General features: G+C 32.3%; 16 protein-coding genes and 1 tRNA gene. 7 read left to right on the top strand and 10 right to left on the bottom strand.

The window, feature by feature from the left end; all coding sequences use genetic code 11:
- On the top strand, window positions 1–2,694 hold a 2,694-nt coding region (locus WC223_12405), incomplete at its 5' end, for a PKD domain-containing protein (protein MFA6925039.1).
- Between the two features lie 41 nt (window positions 2,695–2,735).
- Here the strand turns inward: WC223_12405 and WC223_12410 are convergent.
- On the bottom strand, window positions 2,736–3,005 hold the full coding sequence (locus tag WC223_12410) for a hypothetical protein (protein ID MFA6925040.1): 270 nt from the start codon (window positions 3,003–3,005) through the stop codon (window positions 2,736–2,738).
- 137 nt (window positions 3,006–3,142) lie between these two features.
- Here WC223_12410 and WC223_12415 point away from each other — a divergent pair, with 137 nt between their 5' ends.
- Both WC223_12415 and WC223_12420 read left to right on the top strand, forming a co-directional pair.
- On the top strand, window positions 3,143–3,883 hold the full coding sequence (locus WC223_12415) for an ABC transporter permease (GenBank protein MFA6925041.1): 741 nt from the start codon (window positions 3,143–3,145) through the stop codon (window positions 3,881–3,883).
- Complete coding sequence (locus tag WC223_12420; GenBank protein MFA6925042.1) at window positions 3,880–4,647, top strand: ATP-binding cassette domain-containing protein; 768 nt, start codon at window positions 3,880–3,882, stop codon at window positions 4,645–4,647. The genes WC223_12415 and WC223_12420 overlap by 4 nt, the downstream gene beginning before the upstream one ends.
- A gap of 12 nt (window positions 4,648–4,659) precedes the next feature.
- On the opposite strand, the gene WC223_12425 is transcribed toward WC223_12420, so the two are convergent.
- Window positions 4,660–6,024, bottom strand: a complete 1,365-nt coding sequence (locus WC223_12425) for a radical SAM protein (protein ID MFA6925043.1) — start codon at window positions 6,022–6,024, stop codon at window positions 4,660–4,662.
- Window positions 6,025–6,267: 243 nt separating this feature from the next.
- Here WC223_12425 and WC223_12430 point away from each other — a divergent pair, with 243 nt between their 5' ends.
- From WC223_12430 to WC223_12445, 4 genes are all read left to right on the top strand, one after another.
- The gene (locus WC223_12430; GenBank protein ID MFA6925044.1) at window positions 6,268–8,148 is read left to right on the top strand and encodes a metallophosphoesterase family protein; all 1,881 of its coding nucleotides are present in this window, start codon (window positions 6,268–6,270) and stop codon (window positions 8,146–8,148) included.
- Between the two features lie 269 nt (window positions 8,149–8,417).
- Window positions 8,418–9,200, top strand: coding sequence for a polysaccharide biosynthesis/export family protein (locus WC223_12435; GenBank protein ID MFA6925045.1), 783 nt, complete (start codon window positions 8,418–8,420; stop codon window positions 9,198–9,200).
- An 8-nt stretch (window positions 9,201–9,208) separates the two neighbouring features.
- Window positions 9,209–11,683: a polysaccharide biosynthesis tyrosine autokinase gene (locus WC223_12440; GenBank protein MFA6925046.1), complete on the top strand. Its 2,475-nt coding sequence runs from the start codon at window positions 9,209–9,211 to the stop codon at window positions 11,681–11,683.
- Between the two features lie 23 nt (window positions 11,684–11,706).
- Window positions 11,707–11,790: transfer RNA gene (locus tag WC223_12445), tRNA-Leu, on the top strand.
- 166 nt (window positions 11,791–11,956) lie between these two features.
- Here the strand turns inward: WC223_12445 and WC223_12450 are convergent.
- The 8 genes from WC223_12450 to WC223_12485 all read right to left on the bottom strand — a co-directional run bounded on the left by WC223_12450 (window position 11,957) and on the right by WC223_12485 (window position 22,008).
- Window positions 11,957–13,687: a DUF1998 domain-containing protein gene (locus WC223_12450; GenBank protein ID MFA6925047.1), complete on the bottom strand. Its 1,731-nt coding sequence runs from the start codon at window positions 13,685–13,687 to the stop codon at window positions 11,957–11,959.
- Between the two features lie 41 nt (window positions 13,688–13,728).
- On the bottom strand, window positions 13,729–14,016 hold the full coding sequence (locus WC223_12455) for a hypothetical protein (GenBank protein ID MFA6925048.1): 288 nt from the start codon (window positions 14,014–14,016) through the stop codon (window positions 13,729–13,731).
- Between the two features lie 2 nt (window positions 14,017–14,018).
- Window positions 14,019–15,629 carry a helicase-related protein gene (locus WC223_12460; protein MFA6925049.1) on the bottom strand — a complete coding sequence of 537 codons (1,611 nt, stop codon included), beginning with the start codon at window positions 15,627–15,629 and terminating at the stop codon, window positions 14,019–14,021.
- A complete protein-coding gene (locus tag WC223_12465) occupies window positions 15,532–17,664 on the bottom strand; it encodes a hypothetical protein (GenBank protein ID MFA6925050.1) in 2,133 nt (710 codons plus the stop codon). The genes WC223_12460 and WC223_12465 overlap by 98 nt, the downstream gene beginning before the upstream one ends.
- Window positions 17,657–20,062: a hypothetical protein gene (locus WC223_12470; GenBank protein MFA6925051.1), complete on the bottom strand. Its 2,406-nt coding sequence runs from the start codon at window positions 20,060–20,062 to the stop codon at window positions 17,657–17,659. The genes WC223_12465 and WC223_12470 overlap by 8 nt, the downstream gene beginning before the upstream one ends.
- A 16-nt stretch (window positions 20,063–20,078) precedes the next feature.
- Window positions 20,079–21,029 carry a nucleotidyl transferase AbiEii/AbiGii toxin family protein gene (locus WC223_12475; GenBank protein MFA6925052.1) on the bottom strand — a complete coding sequence of 317 codons (951 nt, stop codon included), beginning with the start codon at window positions 21,027–21,029 and terminating at the stop codon, window positions 20,079–20,081.
- The gene (locus WC223_12480; GenBank protein ID MFA6925053.1) at window positions 21,026–21,751 is read right to left on the bottom strand and encodes a DUF6088 family protein; all 726 of its coding nucleotides are present in this window, start codon (window positions 21,749–21,751) and stop codon (window positions 21,026–21,028) included. Before WC223_12480 ends, WC223_12475 begins: the two co-directional genes overlap by 4 nt.
- An 80-nt stretch (window positions 21,752–21,831) precedes the next feature.
- The gene (locus WC223_12485; GenBank protein ID MFA6925054.1) at window positions 21,832–22,008 is read right to left on the bottom strand and encodes a hypothetical protein; all 177 of its coding nucleotides are present in this window, start codon (window positions 22,006–22,008) and stop codon (window positions 21,832–21,834) included.
- Between the last annotated feature and the right edge of the window lie 120 nt (window positions 22,009–22,128).

The following is a 22,128-nucleotide window of genomic DNA, read 5'->3' on the forward strand; positions in this document are numbered from 1 at the left end:
AATGAAGTAACCCCTTATTTAAATGGTAATATTCCAAGTGGTTCCTACACTTTAAATAGTGATAATTCTAATAATTTTGGAAATAATATTTTTAATATTGGTCAAGGAGAAGGTGCTCCTTATTATTTTAAGGGTGATATAGCTGAAATAATAGTATATGACAGAAAGCTGAACAATCAAGAAAGAATTAATATCGAGCAATATTTATACAATAAATATGCCGGACCCCCTGTCTGTCTCGGAGAAAACATTAATATTCCTTATGGTTTTTGCGACGCTACATTAAAAGATATTTTTATTCCTAATCGGTTTTCTGCATACCAATGGTCAACAGGAGCAACAACAAGCTCAATAAAAGTAAATGAAACAGGAAATTATTCGGTAACAGCAACAAATGTTTTCGGTTATAAATCAGTAGATACGGTAAAAGTTGCATTCCCGAAATGGAATATACATGATACTTCATTTTGTGTTGGAAACACAGTAACATTGAGTTCTCAACTCGGAAATAATTATACATATAGTTGGTCAACCGGCTCAAGTTCTTCTGCAATTACAGTTTCGCAGGCAGATACTGTTGCTCTGCTTGTAACAGACATTAATGGCTGTTTTGTAAAAGACACAATAAAAGTTTTGGTGGATAGTTTTTCTGTTAAAGCAACACTTGGTCCCAATGTTAACTTTTGCATGGGCGATTCATTAGGGTTGCTTGTGGGACAATTGCCCGGCAACCATTACTCATGGTCAACAACTGCAACAACAAGAAAAATTAAAGTAGATACGCCGGGAACATATTATATTACTGTTACAAACGTATTGGGTTGTGTGGCAACCGATACAATAACTGTTTCAACAAAAGGATACTCACCGGTTATGAATTTTTCTGCTGTTCCTGTTTGCAAAGGGAATCCGACAAATTTTTCCGACTTATCAAATGTGCAATTACCAGACACAATTACAAAATGGGATTGGAATTTTGGTGATGGTGAAACTGATACGGTAAACCAAAATCCTGCTCATAAATATTTGAATTCCGGAACTTATACTGTTACTTTAATTGCAACTTCAAATGCAGGATGCGTAAATAACATAACCAAACCGGTTACTGTATATTTTCTTCCGCAGGCAAATTACACTCCGGTAAACGGTTGTACGGGTGTTGAAATAAGCTTTAATGATAGAAGTAATTCGCTAAACGGAAACATTAATACGTGGTCGTGGAAATTTGATGACCCCGGTAGTGGCAATAATACTTCTGTTTTACAAACTCCCAAACATACATACAATACTTCCGGAACTTATCATGACACATTGATTGTAACAACTAATTTAGGTTGCAAGGATACAATAATAAAAACCATTACTATAAGACAATCCCCTAATATTGATTTCGATTATTCTAAAGTTTGCGAAGGAAACCCTGTTAATTTTACCGATTTAACAACAACACCATTGTTTTGGCCAATTATATACTGGCATTGGAATTTTGGCGATAGCAAAATTGATACGATAAATCAAAATCCTGTTCACCGATATGATACTGCCAAAACATACAATGTTTCGTTAACAGTAAAATCATTTTCGGGCTGCATTATAACTAAAACAAAACAACTCACCATTCATTCGTTACCAACCGTTGAATTCGGTACGGGAACAATTTGTAAAAATACTCCATGCCAGTTTCTGGATAGTTCTACTTCTTCTACCGATACCATTAACTGGTGGAAATGGAATTTTTCGGATATTGATTCATCATTTGTACAAAATCCTTTTTTTACTTTTTATACAACAAGCGGATATCAAAGCATAAAGCTTACAGTAAAAACTTCAGCCGGATGTGAAAAAGATACTACAAAACAGTTTTATGTTCATGAAAAACCAACTGTTGATTTTAACTTTAATCCACAGTACGGAGTTGCTCCGTTAGGTGTCAGCTTTGACAATCTCACAAGCGGAGGCGACTCGTATTCGTGGAATTTCGGCGATGGCAGCACATCCTCACTGCCGGAACCTTCGCATACTTATACTTCAAATTCAATTTATACAATAACGTTATATTCTTCAACAGGATTTGGATGCATTGATTCCGTAAAAAAAGAAATAAAAGTCATGCATTCATCACTTGATATTGCCGTAATAGGTTTACGCAAAACAATTCAGAACAACAACATTAATCTCACCGTTGATTTAACTAATGTGGGAACAAGAACAATTAAAAACGCCATTTTGTCTGCCAATATTGATGCCGGTTCCAGCATTATTGAAAACTGGAGTGGTAATCTGGCATCAGGGCAAGTTATATCATATAAATTTAGTTCCTCATTCAAATACAATCAGGATAACATTTCTAAATATATTTGCGTGGAAGCAGATGAACCTAACGGACTAACGGATGATGACATGAGTAATAACCGGTTTTGCATTGCCCTTACTGAAGAGTTTTCCGTAACTGATTTGTTTCCTAATCCTGCAGATAATGAAGTAAACTTCGGATTTATTGTTCCTGCCGCTGAAAATGTGAAGATAATTCTTTACAATGCTATCGGTGAAAAAATAACAGAAATTTTCAACGATGATGCTAATAAAGGATTTAATTCAATAAAAATAAACACAGCTTCATTAAACAATGGAATGTATGTTGTAAGAGTTACATATAAGAGCAGAACAATAGTGAAGAGTTTTATAAAAAATTAAAGAACATCCTTAAATAACTTATAAGAAAGCAAAATCTTTTTCTATTTCCATTTACTTAAAAAATCTTTTAAATGAATATGCATTATTCCATTAATATTTTTTGGTGCAAACTCATCAAGGGAAACAACTATTTTAGGATAATTGTCTTTAATTTCAAGTAAGTTACCGAATTCTCTTTGTTTTACTTTTTCGTCGGGAATTAAATAACATGCTTGTATATATAGTTTGTTCCCATTCTTTTCACAAACAAAATCAATTTCTTTTTCTCCGGTTTTTCCGACCATAACAATATATCCATTTATCTTATACATATTCCGATGAAACTTATAAAATAGTATAAACTACTAACAAAAAAAATCAACCATAAAACTGTAAACTTCAAACTGATTTTCTTTTGTGTTTTAAAAAAAAACGATTAGGTTTGCATTTGATTTAAAATCGAAAAAGAGTGTATGCATTTAATTATATAGGTAGGTACTTTATTTTGTTAAGCCATGTCTTTGTACGTCCCGAAAAACGTTCGATATACTGGAAACAGATAATAAGAGAAATTGATGTTTTAGGATTGGACTCGCTTGGTATTACTCTTATAATTTCTATTTTCGTTGGTGCAGTAATTACAATACAAACTGCTTCAAACATTGATAATCCTCTTTATCCTACTTATCTTGTAGGTTATGCTTCACGAGAATCAATAATTCTCGAATTTTCTCCGACAATAGTAAGCTTGATACTTGCAGGAAAAGTAGGTTCGCGAATTGCATCGGAAATAGGCACAATGAGAATTACCGAACAAATTGATGCACTTGAAATGATGGGTGTAAATTCCGCAGGATATCTTATATTACCAAAAATCATAGCTTCGGTTTTTATCAATCCTTTTCTTGTTATCATAAGTATGTTTATAAGCATTTGGGGTGGATGGGTTGCAAGCGTTGCAACAGGTTTGATAACATCAACAAATTACATTTACGGAATACAGTTCGGATTCAGACCTTTTACCGTTACTTATGCTTTAATAAAAACCATTGTATTTGCTTTTATTATAACCACTGTTTCTTCCAACGAGGGCTATTACACAAAAGGAAGCTCGCTTGATGTCGGTCGTGCAAGCACGCGTGCCGTCGTTTATTCAAGCATTGTGATTTTGTTATTTAACCTTATATTAACACAATTACTGTTGATATGATTGAAGTAAAAAACATATCAAAATCTTTCGGAGAAAAAAAAGTCATCAAAGATTTTTCTGTAAACTTTGAAAGAGGCAAAACGAACCTGATTATCGGTCAGAGTGGTTCGGGCAAGACCGTTCTATTAAAAGCAATTGTAGGCATACACGAAATTGATTCCGGACAAATAATATACGACGGTAGGATTTACAATGAGATGGGTGTTGTTGAAAAAAAGAAGATAAGAAAAGAAATAGGAATGCTTTTTCAGGGCGGTGCTTTGTTTGATTATATGACAGTTGAAGAAAATGTAAAATTCCCTTTGGATATGTTTAGTGAAATGCAGGAAGAAGAAAAAATTGAAAGGGTTAATTTTTGCCTAAATAGAGTTGATTTGACAAATTCCAATAAGCTTTTTCCTTCCGAATTAAGCGGAGGAATGAAGAAAAGAGCTGCTATTGCACGCGCTATTTCGGTAAATCCCAAATATTTATTTTGCGATGAGCCCAATTCTGGATTAGACCCCAAAACATCTATAGTCATTGATAATCTTATTCGCGAACTAACAGTGGAATTTCAAACAATAACAATCATCAACACACACGACATGAACTCAGTTGTTGAAATTGGCGATAAAGTAACTTTTATTCTTAAAGGACAAAAGTGGTGGGAAGGAGATAGAAACGATATTTTATATTCAGACAATGCTGAACTGAATGAATTTGTTTATGCAACCGAACTCATGAAAAAACTCAAAAGCACAAAAGCAAAACGTTCGAATTGATTTCCCGCTCTCTTAAAAAACTTCCACTAATTCTTTTTCCAATACTACTTTCTTTCTCAAAAGAATATTATTTTCAAACTCGGAAATTGTTGATTTGAATGAAGGAATCTTGTTTATTTCAACTTTCGATTGCTTGATATGTCCGAGATTAATAAAAAGATATAAAAGCGGGTCATATAAATTTCCACTAAATCTTCTAAGAACAGACGATGTAGAGTAAAATTTCTTTTTTGTAATGATTTTTCCTATTTGCAAATCAATTGGCGACATATTTTTCGGAGTAAAAACCACAGTGTTGTGGTCGTAGTGTTGCCAGTCGTCTGTTAACAAACGTCCTCCTTCTTTAAATTCGTTAAAAGTTTTAGTGCCTGGATAAGGTGTCAGAACATTAAATGAAACGCTGTTTACTTTATTTCTGATTAAGAATTTAAGAGTATCATCAAAAGTATTTTTTGTATCGCTGTCAAACCCGAAAATCATTGATGCATGAATTAAAATTTTCATTTTCTTGATTTTTTTAATTGCTGTTTCCAGCTCCTCGACATCGTTGTATGATTTTTTTAAATTTTTCAACTGATAATCAGATACGCTTTCCAATCCCATGAAGAGCACTCTACAGCCGCTATCTGCAGCAAGTTGCATGAGTTCTTCATCTTTTGCAAATGACACCGATGATTGTCCCACCCATTGTATTTTAAGTGGTTTTATTGCTTTAAATAATTCTTTGGCATACTTCGGTTGCCCTATAATATTGTCATCAAGGAAAATAAATTTTTTTGATTTTGAACTTTTAATATCTCTCACAATATTTTCAATCGGAACATGTCTTATTTCTTTACCGAAAATATTTGAAACGCAACAGAAATCGCAACTATATGGGCATCCCCTTGTAGTCATCAGGGGAATAATGTTGAAAATTTTTCTTGATTTTAGCCGCGCAAAATTTTTCGGAATATATGTGCTTATGTCAGGGTTGGGGACATGATATTTTTTTTGCAATTTATTATTTCGAAAATCTTCAAGCAGTTGTTTCCAGACACCTTCGGCTTCTCCTATAACAACACTGTCGGCATATTGCAATGCCTCATCGGGTAAAATTGTAGGATGAACTCCTCCCAAAACCACCGTCTTTCCTCTTTTTCGGAATTCTTGTGCCAGATAATATGCTCTGTTTGCATTTGAAGTCATGCAGCTTATACCAACTAAGTCGCAATCTTCATCAATATTTATCTCTTTTGATTCTTCTTCAATAATTTTTACTTCATGTTCTTTTGGTGTTAAACCTTCTATGATGAATAAAGCTAATTGAGGCATCATAAGGTTTTTGCTTGTCTTTTGTGTAACATTTCGAAGTGGTGAAATTAATAGTATTTTCATGCAAAAAATATTAGTTAAGAATAAGTTTTAAAAATATTCCGCAGAGACCTAAGAAATCAAGATTTTTTTTTAATTTTACAGGAAGTCAAAGTGAATACAATTTTTTAATATTAAACAAAGATAATGATAATTTTGATACTTAAATGTATTTATTTTGTATTTTTTATCCTAACATCAGAAAAAGCTGATTTAATTGAAATATAAATACTTTTAATCGGACATTTTGGTAATAACAAAAATACTATGATAAGCATAAAAAGAATTCTATTCCTGATTTTAAATATGATTTTCGTTGAAATTTTATTTGCACAGCAATTCAGATTGGCTGCTCCTGCGTTGTTCGCAAATGTTTATATTGATTCCAAGAATAATTTATTTATTAAAAATTCTGATGGCGGCATTAGTTATTTAAAACATGAACCGGTAAAATATTCTTTGAAAAAATTTCAGAATTGCCTTATTGATACTGACAAAGGTTTGAACTTTGATATTAAGGATACAAACTTTAATGGATTGCTATTTCTCGGATTTTACACAAAAAACAAATATTCCAAAGTTGAATATTTTTCAAAAAAACATAAAATAACAAAAGGAAAATCATTCATTGATATTAAAAATTTATTTGTAGAATATGATAGTTTAATTAAATCTAAAAACCTTATGATAAATTCAGTTTACAAAATAGTTAAAACTGATGGAACTGCAATTTATGAAGGTAAAATAAATATTAAAAAAGAAAGCCCATTTGCTGATGAGTATTACATTGTGAGCGGACCTTATGTTAACTGTGTTACATATTCTACTTCTACAATTTCATTTGAAACTAATAAAGAAATTGCGACGAATGTTGTTGTAAATAACAAAACATATAAAGATACTAAGATTTGTTTTCATCACGAATTTGAAATTAAAGATTTAATGCCCGATTCAACTTATGAATACAAAATTCAATACAGCGGAAATTCCGAAACTTATAATTTCAGGACAGCATTAATGAAAGGAGCGGACAAACCTTTTGTTTTTGCTTATGTTAGCGACAGCAGAGCCAATAATTCTTCGAAAGAAAAAAATATATATGGAACAAATGCATCAATGGTGAATAAAATAATGAATACAGCGACTGCTCAAAATGCTGCATTTGTTCAATTTTCAGGCGATTTAATTGATGGATACTCCGATAATATTGATGATTTTATTTTTCAGCTTACAAATTTCAAATTAGCAACCGAACCGTTTTCGCATTTTATACCTTTATACACAACCATGGGCAATCACGAATCAGTTTATTTTAATTTTGATAACAATATCAGAGTGCCTAAATTTCCAATAATGAGCCAATCGGCAGAAGTTAATTTTGCAAAAGTTTTTGTTAATCCCGAAAACGGACCCATTAGTGAAGATAACAGCAAATACGATATTGACAAAGTTGAATATAATTTTCCGCCATACAGAGAAAATGTTTATTATTATATATATGGCAATACTGCCATGATTGTTTTGAATTCTGACTATTGGTATTCACCGTCGAAAACGAATAATGAAATATATATAGACGGCAACATTCATGGTTATATTATGGATAATCAATTTGAGTGGCTTAAAAGCATCATTCATGTTTTTGAAAAAGATTCAGCAATAAAAAATATTTTCGTAACAATGCATACACCAATTTTTCCTAATGGAGTTCATTTGTCAGATGCAATGTGGTATAACGGAGATAATAAATTCCGTCCTTCTGTTGCCGGCAAGAATGCCGATAAAGGTATTATTGAAAGAAGAGATGAGCTTCTTGATATTATATGTAATAAAAGTACTAAAACTATTGCAATACTTACCGGTGACGAACACAATTATTGCAGAACATTTGTTGATACAATAATTCCGATGTATCCCGAAAATTATAAAGGAGAAAAAATAAAGTTAAAAAGGCATATATGGCAGATAAATAATGGTAGCGGCGGTGCGCCCTTTCACAATGAGGGGAAACCAATATGGTCTTCTTATATTAAAAAATTTGCTGCTGAAAATACGCTTGTATTTTTTTATATAAATGGTAAAAAAGTAAAATTGCAGGCAATCAACCCCGAAACACTTGAAGTGATTGATGACGCTGTCTTGAGATAGGTTTGTGGTTTAAATGTTTGTCGTTGTTGCTGCGAACTCCATTAATTTTGCTTAAAGCCGAGAAAAATAATTGTTAATAACATTTATTATTGAACTTTATATAACTACAAACCACAAACTTGTCGCTTACTGCCGGTATTTAAAACTTTTCATTAAATTATGTAACAAATAATCTTCTTATATAGTATAATGCTTTTATTAATTATTATTTGAAATTTATTTTTAAATTTGCACCCTTAATATTTGTATATCTACAACAAATTATAAAAATGCGAAAGAAAACATTCCTTGTAAGTAATTTATTTTTTTTCATAATCATATTGACATTATCATCATGTACCCCTCTTAAAAGAATGAATTATTTGCAGGATAAGGAATCCTCGAAAGATAAAGAAGAAAAAAATAACAAAACAAATTACAAATACAAATTACAATCCAGAGATATAATATATATTAAGGTATTAAGTGTTGATGATAAGTTAAGCAAATTCTTTAATGTTGAAGATAATTCAAATATGTATTCCTCAAATATGGGCGTTTATGTAAATAGTTTTTCGGTGAATGATTCCGGATATATTGAATTGCCTATAGCAGGGAAAATTTCCGTTAAAGGATTTACATTGGAAGAAGCAAGAAGTATTGTGCAGAAGTCAATAAATGAATATTTGAATCAGGCAACCGTCATTCTCAAATTAGTTAATTTCAATATTTCGGTTTTAGGTGAAGTAACAAGACCGGGAAATTTCTTAATCATGGATGAAAAAGTAAATATTTTTCAGGTGCTCGGAATGGCAGGAGATTTAAGTATATATGGAGACAGAGAAAAAGTAATGTTGATAAGAACCACAAATGAAGGCACTAATACATATTATATAGACCTTACAGATAAAAATATTATTAATTCGGAATTTTTCTATTTAATGCCGAATGATGTTATATATGTTTCCACATTGAAAACCAAACCATGGGGTTTTGGGACTTTTCCTTTCGGAACCATATTGTCAGCAGTTACGACATTCCTTCTAATTTTAAATTTCATGAAAGTAAAATAAATAATAGAGTGAATAATAATCAAAAAGAAAAAGCATTACTTCAGGAAGAAAAAGTAGATTTAAGACCTTTCTTCATTACAATTTTCAGGTTTTGGTATTTTTTTGTATTATCTATCTTAATTGCTTTAAGCGCTTCATATATTTTTAATAAATACAGCAAGAGCATATATAGGGGAAGTGCAGCGGTATTAATTTCTGATGATAAAAAAAATCCTTCTATAAATACAGGCTCCTTTTTTGAGGGAATGAACCTGTTCAGCAAGCAAAAGAACATAGAAAATGAAATTGGAATTTTACAATCATATAGTTTGATAAATAGCACTATTAAAGAATTGAATTTAAGTGTTTCATATTATTACAGAAAAGATTTCAATGATGTTGAATTGTATAAAAATTCACCATTCAAAGTAATTTTCGATACTGCGGAATTGCAAACTATAAATACAAAATTTTATATAACTTTTTTAAATAACAATAAGTTCCGAATTGAAGCAAGTACTGATAAAAAAACGAATACATACAATTTTCAAAATAATAAATCAGAACAATTTGATGATAAATTTAAACTTCATGGAATTTATAGTTACGGGGAAATAATTAAAGGTAAATATTATAATTTTAAAATCCTTCCATCAAAAAGTTTCAGCAATGTTAATTTTGATGAAAAATATTCCTTTACATTCAATTCTACTGATGCTCTTACTGTGAAATTTATGAAAGCTATTCAAATAAAAAAAATCAATAAAGATGCGTCAATAATTAATATTGTTCTGGAAGATTATAATACAAATAAAATAGTAGATTTATTAAATAAACTCACTGAAGTTTATTTAACAAAAAATCTTGAAGACAAAAACATAATTGCTATCAGAACAATTGATTTTATTGACAATCAGCTTTCGGAAATTACCGATTCGCTTTCATATACAGAAAATAAACTTCAAAATTTCAGAGTTGAAAATAAGGTTATGGATGTTTCTTTTCAGGCACAAAAAGTATTTGAAAAATTGCAAGGATTGGAAAATGAAAGAGCTATTCTTATTGTGAAAAGTAAATATTATAAATATCTGAAAGATTATATTGAAAGTAATAAAAACATTAAAGAAATCATTTCACCTTCAGCAATAGGCATTGAGGACGTTGTATTAAACAACCTGTTGATGGAATTGATAAAATTATATGGCGAAAAAGTTAGCGTTAATTATTCTACCAAGCAGAAAAATCCTTATTCTAATACAATGAATCTTGAAATTGAAAACATAAAAAATAATATAATTGAAAACTTGCAGAATTCGATTAATTCAACTGAAATTGCAAAGAGTAGCATTGACAGCAGAATGGAATTGATTGAAGCGGAAATCAATAAATTGCCTGAAACAGAAAGAAAACTTGTAAGCATTGAGAGAAAATTCAAGTTGAATGACGCAATATATACGTATTTGTTGCAAAAACGTGCTGAAGCTGCCATTGCCAAAGCATCAAATGTTCCGGACAATAAAGTAGTTGATGAAGCAAGAATTACCGGAAAAATTTTTCCGAAAGATAAGATGAACTATATAATTGCTTTGTTTTTAGGATTAGGATTACCATTCATGATATTTTTCTTTATTTCTTATTTTAATGTAAAAATAATTGACAGGAAACAAATTGAAAATGTTACCGATAAACCTATTTTGGGAATGGTGATTCACAGCAACAGCAAAAGCCCGATAGTAGTGCTTGATTCACCAAAATCAAGAATCTCCGAATCTATAAGATGCATTCGCACTAACCTGCAATTTATTTCAAAAGATAATGAAAAACAAACATTGCTTGTAACTTCTTCTTTAAGCGGTGAAGGAAAAACTTTTTGCTCAATTAATCTCGCATCAATCTTTGCATTGATAGAAAAGAGAACTCTTTTGATTGGTTTTGACCTACGAAAACCGCGTTTATATACAGAACTTGGCTTAAACAACAATGTCGGCATAAGCAATTATCTTATTAACCGTTCAGAATTGGAAGAAATAATTCAGAAAACACAACTGCCTAATCTGGATGTAATAACAGCAGGACTCATACCACCAAATCCTTCTGAATTAATCGCATCGGAAAGAACAAAACAATTATTCAGTAAGCTTAAAGAAATATACGATTATATTATTATCGACACACCGCCTGTAGGTCTAATAACTGATGCCTATCTATTAACCAAATATTCTGATGTAAATCTTTTTATTGTAAGGCATAACCAAACCAATAAAAATGTTTTTGAGTCGGTATTTAAAGAATTTGAAAATACACATGCAAATAATATCGGAATAATTGTTAATGATATAAATGTTGATAAACGCGTTTATGGTTACGGGTACAGGTATGCATACGGCTATGGCTATGGATACAATTTTAATTACAATAAAGGTTATGGCTATTACGATGATTTGAAAAAGAAAAATGGGGAAAAAGTAAAGAATTTCTTTTTTAAAAAACTTTTTGGTGCTTAGATTTTTTAATATGATGAATAATTGCCCGAATGGCGGAACTGGTAGACGCGCTGGTCTCAAAAACCAGTGAGGTTACACTCGTGCCGGTTCGATTCCGGCTTCGGGTACTTTTTTAAGCTAAAATCCCTTATTCTATGAGGGATTTTGTTTTTTATGGGGGCTAATAAGGGGCAAATTTGATTAATTCACATAACATTTAAACCAATTTGCTATTTTAAATTTATTGTTGAATATTAATACTTTTATAACGATGCTCATAAATATGTTTGTTTATTATTTACGAAAAAATCCAAAGTTATTGTCAATTAATATTTTTCTGTCAAGGAAAGAATTGAATTCTTCGCAAGATGTTTCACTAATCAGCAAACACGAATAGCAAGCTGCGTAATTAAGTCCTCCAACTCCTTGTCCATCGCTTTCATAACAAATCGGGTCGCTGCTACAATCTCTGGCTCTCAACAATGCAGAAGATAAAATCTTTGAAAAGTTTTCGCTGTCTGCTTGCTTAATCAATCCTCCAAAACTTCCTTCGCTTCCTGCAATGGTGTATATCAAAAGTCCGTTCATTGTGTCGCTGTCGCAATAGATTCTTTCCGAAACAGAAGAAGAAGAATAGCCACAAAGAAATTCCAATTCCTTAATTATTAAGTGAGAGAAGCTGTGTATCAAAACTGTCTTTGCTAAATGAATTGTGTTTGCAAATTTGTCTTTACTTATCATTTCATTTTGCTGCACTCGCTGATAAAGCGAAATAATTTCTGCTTTTGACTTTTCGTTTTTCATAAAAGTGGTAATAAAAGAATTCATTCTATCATCGTTCCACTTAATGAAAATTCCCTCGCCAAAGTTTTCTACACCCATCAAATACTCTGTCTCGTTTGGTTTGGCAATGGTGAACTTTGCTTTCAACGGAATGTCTTTGTTGTCAAAGCGAATGAATTTATCTTTGCTATTTGAAAATGTATCTCTGTCCATTGGGCTTAACCTTGTGTAGCCAGTTTGAACAGAAGTAAGTTTCAGCCGTTTGATTTTTATGATTTTGTCAAAGCCAAAATTTTTCAATTCATCATTTAGTGGAATGTCTTCAAGGATTAAATCCTTTTCCACTGATTCAAAGTTTCTTGTGTTAAGCAAATATTGATACTCGTTGAGTAAATAGTGATATTCATTTTTGCGAAAATCATTCTCACTTAAATAAACTCCTTCGCCTAAAACTTGCTGAACATTTTTCAAAGCAATTTTTGTAACTGCCGCAATCTGCTCTGCTGAATTACCTGTCGTGCTTAATAATCGGATAGTGGCTTTTTGGTCGTGTGATAGTTTTATTTCAGGTTGGGGAATGAACAAACTGTTCATCACAATCGGATAGTAAATACTGTTGCTTGTTCTGATTAATGGTTTGAAGAAAATAGGATAAGTTTTCTGTTGGCTGTCAGTGATGTTTCCCTTCTTTCTCCGAAGATTGAAGAAACCAGCAAGCGTTTTCTTTCTATTGCAACTTTCACACTGAATTGTGATTCCAGCTAAGTCAGATAGTTTTGTTGAACGGATGTATTTCAGCGAAACATCATTTGGATTCGGACAACAAGTTTCTTGCCCTAAGACGTATCTTCCGCTTTCAAGCCCTTCGGTATCTTCATCGGTGTTATTTGCTCCTAATCGTTCTGCTGTAATCCATTTTGTCCAATCAATATCTTTTATCTCACCATCAGGAGAGACAAAAACAAAACGGACTTGCTCCAACTTGTGAAATTTTCTTTTCGGTTTTCCTGTCAGCAAATTATCCTTGTAACAGCAAAAACAATTTGGTCTGCCTGAAAGTTTGGTGTCATAAATAAATCGTTCTCTTATTCTGTCGGGGTTGTTTAATCCTTCATCATTTCTCAATACATCTTGCCAACCATTCCACCAATCAGCAATGGGTTTAAATCTTTCGCATGTCTCACAAAAAAACCAATTCGGAAAATATTCTGCTCTGCCAACTTGATTTTCTTTTGCTGGCATTAACCTATTGTCCTCGTTCTGTGCATTTGGTGGAACTTGAATTAACCTTTGAAGATTCTGAAAATCCCTGTGCCTCTCAAACGATTCAACAATCTTGGTTCTTTTATTTCAAAAATGTAGTTGCCATCATCGTCAGTCAGTAAGTAGTTACTCGGATTGTTTGAATTGAAAAACCACCAGTGATTTATGTCCATCACTTTATAAGCACCAACGGGACTTTCAATAATTGCCTGAACTCCCGATGTTGCTGTAACTGCTTTTCGTGTCTGTGTATGTATGAAGCGTTTCACTGTTCGCTGTGTGTTTCCTTTCTTGAAAAATTTTGCCATAGTTAATTTGTTGCCAAGTCGTTTATTCTGTAATAAGTTTCTGTGTCAATATCACGAAGTGAATTCATCGTCAACCAAATTTCCTCAAACGGATTTATATCAGTTGATGTCTTTTTCAAAAGAGTTGAGTAAGTCAAATTGTTGATTCGTTTTCTCTTTGCTGTCCAACTCTTAATTAAGTCGTCAAGCAAAGTGTTTAAGTAATCGCTGTTCCCAAATCTCTGTGTAATGTATTCTTTGAAACCATCAGCCATTTCAGGCATGAAATGTTTTGCCTCTGAATTTTTTGTCAAACCCGAAACACTATTTCGCATGAACGCAACAAAAATTGTCGTTAGCATTTTGCGAATTGTGTTTTCAGTAAATGGAGTTACACTTAACGGCTCAACAAATTTGTAATACGCTTGATGAAATGAATTAAAGTTTTCAAAGTAGGATTTGTCTCTTGCCTGATTTGGATTGAACAAAGTGAAAACAATTCCATCATGTCGTCTGCCTACACGACTGCTCGCCTGTATGTATTCCGCAATGTTTCTTGGCATTCCGTTTACCAACATCACATTCAATCTGCTCACATCAATACCAACTGAAATCATGTTTGAAGCTAACACTAAATCCAATCCATCTTTCACATATTCATTTCCTCTTTCGGAAGTTTCGGTTGCAAATTCATCTTCCAACCTTTTCAAAGTTGCTTTTATATTGTTGCTTTCAATTCGGCTTGTGAGTTCAAGTGAACGGCTGTCAATATCTCTAATCAGATAACGAAGGATTGAATTGTTGCCAAAATTTCGGTAGAATAAAACATTGGTGTTGATTTGAATTTCATCATTCGTCTTGTTGTAAATTTTTCCTACATCTTTCAGCGAGTTGTAGTAAGAAACAATTGTCCAATACAAATTCAAAGCGGACAATTCATTTTCATTAAAAAGTTTTATTCGTGTGTAAAGCAAGTAAGGTATAATCCAAAGTTGTGTGTTGATTCCTGTTTTTCCAGTCGGTAAAAAACCAACATACTTTCTCTTGCTGATAGTTTCTTTCGCAAAGAAACTATCGCTGTACGAAATTCCCGATGGTGGAAAAATATTTACTTGCTTGCCTGCATACAGTTCACTGATTTGATGTGAAGTGTTTCTTGTTGTCGCTGTTGATGAAATTATTTTCGGTCTGCGGTTTCCTTTTGTGCACAAATAATCTACAACACTTTCAAAGATTCCAACTATTGAACCCAATGGTCCACTAATCAAGTGCAACTCGTCTTGAATAATTAAGTCAGGTGGAAGTGCATCAGAAAATGAATTAAAAAATTTGTGTGTCTCGCCTTCTTTCTGTGAAGCAAGAATTGCGAACTTGTCAACTGTAGCAAATAGAAGTGTTGGTGGTTGCTTGTAAAGCATTTCATCAACTACCTGTATAGGCAACTTGCTTGCATGAAACGCACACACATTATTTACACACTTGAAATAAAAATACCCGTGTGTGCCTGTCTGACAATCGTAACCATGAGTCCAACCATTAGCCGTTTTTGAAACCAACTTTACTCCGCACCAGGGACAAGCGGTAAGCTGTAACCTGCTTGTATTGGTCTGCCTTTTCAAAATTCCCTGTTGCATCTTCAACAATTTTGTTTGCATCTTGAATCTGATTTGGCGATGCACCTTCTCCAACCCAAAGTCCAATTGAAATTTTTTCCTTGTGCAATTCATCTTCAAAATTTCTTCGCAAAAACTCCAATGCTAAAATCAATCGTGATGCTCTTTCAAATTGCTGTGAAGTCAGCAAACGCAAAGTATAACGCATTAAAATACTTGTTCCCTTTGAAGTATCTGAATCGTTGCTTAGTCGTCTCCATAGAATTGTAAATGCTCCTACTGCTAAATATGCTTCTGTTTTTCCTCCTCCTGTTGGGAACCAAATCAAATCAACAATTTTATTTCTGTCGTCTGAATTTTCGTCAATGATTCCTTCAATGCTTAAAAGAAGAAACGCTAACTGAAATGGTCTGTATCGTGGTGGCTCTGGCTTGTCAGGATTGATAAACTTCCAGTCGTTGTAATCTTCAAAAAACTTTAGTGAATTGTAATCGGCTTTCTCAACTTCATCAATTAAATGCCTTTCCTTATTTCCAAATCGTTTGTCGTTGCTTATTATCATTTGAATAAACATTGCAGTGTTCGCCAACTGAAAACAATGAAATGTTTTTCCGCTTTTGTCTTTTTCTAAAATCTCAATTCCTCGGATTAGCCGTTTGTGATTTTCCTCTTGCCTTCCAACAAGTTTGTTTGCGATTTTCTTTTCTTCACCGTTAAAACTGTTTGCGGTTGTTTGCTGTGCTGCAATCCATTTTTCATAAAGAGAAACAAACAGCTTTAAACTTTTGATGATTCCTTTCTTGTCGTCATTGAAATGAGAAAGTTGTTTTACTTCCAAACATTTATTTAAAGCATCAAAGTCATTTGGAAAATCTTCTTTGGAAAAATCATTCTTCATTCCGTAAACAATTCTTTCAGGCATGAAAGCCGTTTGAATGGAATTGGGTTTGGGTAAATCATTCCACTGAACTGAACAATTGTGTCCAACTCCATAACTCTTGATGTCTCGGTAAATAAAATTGATTTCATTTTGCTTCTCGTCAAAAGGATGCAATTCAGTTTGCGACTTGTAGGGTTTGAGTGAAATGTTTTCAACAGAAATATTTGTTTGGAACAAACATTTCCGATTCAAATTTTCATTTGAGTTGCTGTATTTGTTTGAAGGGTGGTTTGAATTGTTGAGCAATAATATTTTCACATAGTTATTGCCTTTGTATTCATAGGTTTTTACCATATAACCAACCGAAATAATTTGACTGCCGTATTCTTTGCGAAATATTTCCTTTGGCTCCTTTGTATTCTTTATCTCAACTTCTTCAGGGATTTTGTGTTCTTCTCGCTTCCAAATTCTGCCTAAAAGTTTTTCAAGTAAGTGAATATACTTGTAAACTTCCTTCTTGCCAATGTTCTTATAGTTTTTGAATTTGTCAAAGTCCAAATACTCTCCGCTTCTTTTTTCTCTACCGCCTCTGCTTCCGTTTAGCTTTCTTGAAAGTTGCATGAAGCCATCGTTATAAGAAAGAATGTCTTTGAATGAAAGTTGAGTTTCAATTCCTGTGTCAAAGAAGCTTTCAAAACCTTCTTTTGAAATTGCAATTTTTATTTCGGGCTGTGGAGGTTCTAACTGGTCGTAAATACCGAATGAAAAATATACTCCGATAAATTTTTTAGACTGAATGCAAAATGTAAATCCAATGTGAGTTGGAAAAAAGGCATTTTGAATTAACTGGTAATCTTGTGTATCTGATGTTTGAGAATTATCTTCTTCGTTTGATTCTTCTTTCTCCTCTGAATCGCCTGTTGGTTCTTTCTCCTCTGCGTTGTCATAATCGTTTTCGTCTGTCTCTGCTTGGTTGCTGTTGCTTTCAATTTCTTCTTCCGTTTTTGGATTGCCCGTTGGAAAATCTTTATTCGGAAATAAAATACCTGAATAGTATCTGTTCAAAGGATAATCAGAAATAAGTTCTTCACTGTCGGGAACTCCGAAAATGTCAGAACCTGTTCCGACTAATCCTTTTTGAACTTCGTTGTAAAATGAATCTCTATAATTAGTCATCGTTGTTTTGCGTTATTTGTTCAATGTCTTTAATGGTTTTGACTTGTATTTGTGAAACGATATCTTCAATTTCATTTTTCGTCAACCATTCTGAAATAAAATCGTCTGCCTCTCCTGAAATAATGTAATGGTTTATGCTGCTACTGAATTTGAACCCATATTCAATTTCCATTCCTCTGTATTCTTCAATTTTTGGTTTCATTGTGTTTTTCAAAAAGTCAAACGAGAGTCGGGAATCATTTATAGTTTTTGCAATAATTATTAAGTCAGAAAAACTTCTTGGGAACATTACTTCTCCATCAATATATTTTCTGAAAGTAAATTCACTAACTGAAAAATGATTTCTCACTAACTGCTGATAAAGCGGTTCAGCCATTATGTTATTTTGATAGGCATCATACAAACAACTTCTCCAAAGTGCTGAATACACCTCTGCCTTTTTCATTAGCTCGGGGTTCTTCAATTCCATAATGTCTCGCAAAAGTTTTTTGTCTGGGTTTACATAAATCAAAACTTTATCGCCAACATTCAAATCTTCAACCAACACAAGATATTTTTCACTGCCAACAATTTTCAAAACAGTTTTGCTTGATGGAAGTTTTAGTTTGCTGTTGTTGGTAAAAACAATTCGGTAATTGTCGATTTCTCTGTGGTCGTGTTTGGTTGAAGCAAGCGCTTCAATTAATTCATCGTAGTTTGAAAATTGATAATAGTTGTCGCTGAATTCAACTCCGCTAATTTGAAAGCGGTCTTGCGAAATGTATTCGCTGTTTAAATCTGAAATGTAAGTTTCAATGTGATGCTTCAATGCTTTTTCCTCAATGCTGTAAAGCAGAAGTTTGTATTCTGATTTGGCTCTGCCTAATCGTTCAATTAACTTCTCAACTTTTCCGCTTCCGTATATGGAAGAAATCACTTTGTGATGTTCTTCATTTGTATCATCACTTTTTGAATAAGAAAGAATTTCTGCTTTCGTTCCGTTTGCTGTGAGTGAATAAAAATTTCTGTTCTGGTTGTTTGAATGTTTTGTTGCTGTATTTTGCAACTGTGTAATGTCTTGAAGTGATTTTACTCCAACATGATGCTGTGATTGCTTTGCAATTTCGTTTAGCTCTGCTTTGTTTGCGTTGCACAAGAACGAAGGCAAAACAAGTTGATGAATTTTTGTTTGATACGATTTTAATTTTTCGTTTTTGTTGTTGCTCCTCAGTGCCTTTATGATTTCCGCAAATTTTGCTGAAAGCGGTATTTGATACTCATCAAAATTAAAGTCCTGAAAAATATTCCCAAGGGTTTCAATCAGAAGTTTCTTCAACTCAATGTCAAACTCCTCTTGTATTTGGTGAAGTTTTGTGAAAGTTGTTTCCTGTTTTAGATTCCAGTCATAGTAAAGTCGTCTGATGAAACGGTAAATTGATTTCAAACCAATAGTGTGTCTGCTTTCAATTTCTCGGACTGCCTGATAAAAGTCCGCAATTGCCTTTTCAAGTTCGTTGTTCTGAATAATGATTGGTTTGTGCTGAATGTTTCTTTCGCTTTTGAAAAAAATTATTTCAGGGATTGTCCATTTCCATCTAAGCGGCACTTGATTGTTTCCCAATTCAATTTTTAGGTCTTTCTCTCCAATGAAAATTGCTTTAGCAAATTTTCTTTGGTTGTAATAATTGCGGATAACATTTATTGAGTGTTCAAATTTTGAACTTCCAACAAAAATGCAAGTGTTAAATGTTATTTGATTGCCATTTATTTCTTGTTGCAGATAATCGTCAAGCAGATTGATGTTTTTCAGAACAGTAATCTTTGGCAACAAAGGGGAGTTGTATTCAATCTCTGTAATTTCATTTTCGTTTCTTGAAACGAAACAAGCAGGATATTCTTTATGAATAGAAATGAATAAGTTTCTGTTCCCTACTACTAAAAGTTTTTCATTGCTGAAAAAATCTGCTTGTGTGGTAGCATTAAAAATCTTCTCGTATGCTTCAACTCTGTTTTGAATTATCCCCACTCTCTCAACGGAAGAGTTTGTTAGCGGAATAAATTTAACCAAGCTGCCAACGGTTCTATTTGTTTGACCGTTGGAAAGTCCTATTTGTGGCTCAAGGCAAATGATTTTTAAAGGACTAAAAAAAGTTTTTAAAGCAGATTTTGTAAATGTTTTTTTCGGATTCTTTAATTGAACTACCTTTTGTCCGATTTGAAAATTAAAAGTTCTTATTCCGTTAAGTTGGTAGCAATGATTTGTGAGAACTTCTGAAATATCAAGTTCCTTTTCGTCAATGATGAAATGAAGATTCTTGTCCGATTTGGAAATGAAATATTGAATAAGCAGAGAAATATCTTTTTCAATCCCTGTTTTTGAGAGAATAGAATTGAGATATTTTTCTGGAGCATATAACATAGAGACATTACATAAGTTAATTTATTATTGCAAATTTAATTAATATTTTAAACTTATCTGCTACTTCATTTTCCAAAGGAATTTCCGTAAATGCCAATGCCGAAAGTTCTTTACTATATGTGTCTTTTATTTTATTCCAAACAGAATCAAAATCAGAAATCAAAGGTGATTCGTTAATAGATTTATTACTCCAATCCTTTGGAATATCAAAAGTTTTTCTATCATGATTATAAATGTTGTTAAACTGTTTTGTGAATTCTTTCGTTGCTACAAACTTTGCACATTCTGCATCTGATAACAAATAATACAAGTCGTAAAAATGTCTAACCTTAGAAGCAATACTTTGAATTGCATTTACATCAAACGAAAATCTAATGAGTGAAACTAATTTTTCAATTAACGTTTGTTTCTTATCAAGCACATTAATTTGAAAAGAATGCAAACTGTATTTTTCTATATAATCTGAATTTCCTGTTTGTTTGAGAAATTTTGCGATAAAACTTTCAATGCTTAATTTTCGAAAAGGATATGGGTTAGAAAACGAGTTTATTTCAACAATCAATTTATTTGATTTATTCCTCGCATCAATGCTTTGGTATTCAAAAACTGATTTACGAAATCTTGAGCCCTTGCTTGATACGCCTTCAATATGTTTTTCAACTAATTCTTTTGTTATCTCTTTCTCTACTGTTCTAATAATTGTTTTAATCTCATTTCCGGTTCTTGCAGATTCATTAATAATAGCAATATCAACATCTTCAGAAAATCTATTTATTAAACCATAACCTTTTGAAAGAGATGTCCCACCTTTAAATACTACATTTTCGACATATTTGCTTTTTGCCAATTCACTCAACACAAGTGTAATCCAATAATCTTTCTCGATATAAATCGGAATAATATTTAGTTTTTGCGAAGCTGCTCTGATAGTATCGACAAACAGCTTTGCATCTTTGTGAAGTTTCATATTATATTCCAGTTTTTAGCATTAGGTAAAACATTTTCAGAAACAGACAACTTATAGATTGTAATTGGATTTAAAGATTTACGAATTGCCTCAATTTTCTTTTTTTCTATATCCCTTTCTATTAAAGCACCTAACAATGCTCTTGTAGAAGGTGGATATAACATAGACAACTTTATTATTAATTCACGTTCTGTGTAGGACAACTTTTTAAGTATAGCTTGTAGTCGGCTGCAACTATTATCTATCGTAGTATCAGGTATTGATTTTACGTATCGTATTGAATCTAGAATTTTTAATAATGGAATATTTTCTTTAGTGATTTTATTTTTTTGTTTGGCAAAAGCAATTTTGTAAATTCCTCTTTTTATTGAAGGTTTTATTTCGTTTCTACCAATTTGTATGGTATTAGATACCTGTGTTGTCAAACCCAATTCATTATAAGCGCCAAAGCCGGTGATATAACCTGTTGTTTTACCATTTCTTTCTAATAAATCCTTTACCACCTGATATTGCAATGGAGGCAATGCGCCAAAGGCAGAACTTTCAGGTTTGTAGTATTTTCCTTTAGCAAGTTTCTGTATTTTGCCGGATGCTACCATTCTATTCAAACATTTAATAACAGCTTCCTTATTTCTTACATCTGTTTCAAAATCGGAATAGGTGAAAATATAACCTTTGGAAAACCTGTCTATAGTAGATGCTATGTAATCAACAATTTTCATAATTTTAAATATTGTTGCAAATATAATAAAATGTCCAGTAAATTATATAAAAAACTGGACATTTTTATTTCGCTAACTCATTATTTAAAGAAATTATAATACGGTTTTGCTTTTAATAATTTTGATTTAACTTTATTTTTTGCCCATATAGGGCGATTGGGGTTTGTTTTCTTTACAAGCATGTTTTTCCATTCCTTATTTTCATATATTGTCTCATTAATAAACATTGGCTGGCATTTATTTTCAAAATTAAACATTTTTTTGAGTTTTAATCTCAAAACACTAACGTCCTAACGTTTTTTTATTAAAGTTCTTTGAAATATTGGCAGATAATAGTTTCAGTTGTTTTGAATTGCTAAACGATTTGAATAGAATTC

It is taken from the genome of Bacteroidales bacterium (assembly GCA_041671145.1).
Taxonomy (GTDB): Bacteria; Bacteroidota; Bacteroidia; order Bacteroidales; family JAHJDW01; genus JAQUPB01.

Excerpts from the sequence above, each read along its gene's own strand:
- WC223_12420 (MFA6925042.1), top strand. The coding sequence starts at position 3,880 with ATGATTGAAGTAAAAAACATATCAAAATCTTTCGGAGAAAAAAAAGTC.
- WC223_12460 (MFA6925049.1), bottom strand. The coding sequence starts at position 15,629 with ATGCAACAGGGAATTTTGAAAAGGCAGACCAATACAAGCAGGTTACAG.
- WC223_12470 (MFA6925051.1), bottom strand. The coding sequence starts at position 20,062 with ATGTTATATGCTCCAGAAAAATATCTCAATTCTATTCTCTCAAAAACA.
- WC223_12480 (MFA6925053.1), bottom strand. The coding sequence starts at position 21,751 with ATGAAAATTGTTGATTACATAGCATCTACTATAGACAGGTTTTCCAAA.
- WC223_12430 (MFA6925044.1), top strand. The coding sequence starts at position 6,268 with ATGATAAGCATAAAAAGAATTCTATTCCTGATTTTAAATATGATTTTC.
- WC223_12475 (MFA6925052.1), bottom strand. The coding sequence starts at position 21,029 with ATGAAACTTCACAAAGATGCAAAGCTGTTTGTCGATACTATCAGAGCA.
- WC223_12435 (MFA6925045.1), top strand. The coding sequence starts at position 8,418 with ATGCGAAAGAAAACATTCCTTGTAAGTAATTTATTTTTTTTCATAATC.
- WC223_12425 (MFA6925043.1), bottom strand. The coding sequence starts at position 6,024 with ATGAAAATACTATTAATTTCACCACTTCGAAATGTTACACAAAAGACA.
- WC223_12410 (MFA6925040.1), bottom strand. The coding sequence starts at position 3,005 with ATGTATAAGATAAATGGATATATTGTTATGGTCGGAAAAACCGGAGAA.
- WC223_12455 (MFA6925048.1), bottom strand. The coding sequence starts at position 14,016 with ATGGCAAAATTTTTCAAGAAAGGAAACACACAGCGAACAGTGAAACGC.
- WC223_12465 (MFA6925050.1), bottom strand. The coding sequence starts at position 17,664 with ATGACTAATTATAGAGATTCATTTTACAACGAAGTTCAAAAAGGATTA.
- WC223_12450 (MFA6925047.1), bottom strand. The coding sequence starts at position 13,687 with ATGCCAGCAAAAGAAAATCAAGTTGGCAGAGCAGAATATTTTCCGAAT.
- WC223_12485 (MFA6925054.1), bottom strand. The coding sequence starts at position 22,008 with ATGTTTAATTTTGAAAATAAATGCCAGCCAATGTTTATTAATGAGACA.